This window comes from Aliivibrio finisterrensis (genome assembly GCF_008933155.1).
In the GTDB taxonomy this organism is placed as follows: Bacteria; Pseudomonadota; Gammaproteobacteria; order Enterobacterales; family Vibrionaceae; genus Aliivibrio; species Aliivibrio finisterrensis.
This window is the reverse complement of record NZ_WBVP01000061.1, coordinates 1-1,176: the sequence shown is the minus strand read 5'-3', so window position 1 is coordinate 1,176 and position 1,176 is coordinate 1. Positions and strand designations below refer to the sequence as shown.

Below are 1,176 nucleotides of genomic sequence, written 5' to 3'. Positions count from 1 at the left end.
CCCAACACTGAGCGCCATTCGTGGTTTGACCTACAACAGCGCCAATATAATTGATTACCAAGACGCGATTGCTGCTGAAACCACGATTAGTGACATCACAGCGTTGCAAGCTTTGCTCGATAATGTCGATGCCAGTGTAAGTGCCTTTGTTGCGGTGCAGATGGCGGCCACAAGCAGCAACGCATTGAACATTGATGAGCCAACGCTGAGCGCGATCCGCAGTTTGATTCATAACAGCGCCAATGTCACTGATTACCAAGACGCGATAGCATCAGAAAGTACGATTACCGACCTGAGCGCACTGCAAGGTTTGATTGACAGCGTTGATGCGAGCATCACAGCCTTCGCCAAGGTACAAGCGGCGGCCACAAACAGTAACGCATTGAACATTGATGCGCCAACACTGAGCGCCATTCGCGGTCTGACCCACAACAGCACCAATATGATTGATTACCAAGACGCGATTGCGGCAGAAAGTGCGATTACCGATCTCACGGCACTGCAAGGGTTGATTGACAGTGTTGATGCCAGTGTAACGGCGTTTGCTGTGGTACAAAATGCGGTGGCCATCAGTAATGCGAGCAATGTGCTTACCGCGACGTTACAGGACATTCGCTCACTAACATTTAATCAAGCGGCACTCAACGATTATCAACAGGCGATAGAAGGTGAAGCGTCGATTACCAATGTAACGGCGTTGCAAAATTTGATAGACAGTGTTGATGCGAGCATCATCGCGTTTATTGCAGTACAAACGGCAGCCACAAGCAGCAACGCATTGAACATTGATGCACCGACACTGAGCGCCATTCGCGGTTTGACTCACAACAACGCCAATATCAGTGATTATCAAGGCGCAATTGCATCAGAAAGTACCATCGCCGACGTGACTGCGTTGCAAGCACTGATAGGCAGTGTCGATGCCAGCATTAATGCGGTTGCAGAGGTACAAGCAGCGGCAGTCAGTAATGATGCCAACAGTATCGATTCGGCAGTGTTACTCAGTATTCGAGGTTTGAGTTATAACGCCAATAATCTATTGGCGTATCGCAATGCCATTGCAGACGAAACAGCGATAGCGGATGTGGCGATGCTGCAAGAGTTAATTGACAGCGTCGATGGCAGTATTGTGTCGTTCGCCACGGTGCAAACAGCAGCAACAACCAGCAACGCATC

The 1,176-nt window shown here is 49.6% G+C and carries 1 protein-coding gene; it reads left to right on the top strand.

Annotation, left to right across the window (positions count from 1 at the left end; genetic code table 11):
• A partial coding sequence (locus F8B77_RS17625) for a hypothetical protein (RefSeq protein ID WP_167512860.1) occupies positions 1 to 1,176 on the top strand: 1,176 nt, incomplete at both ends.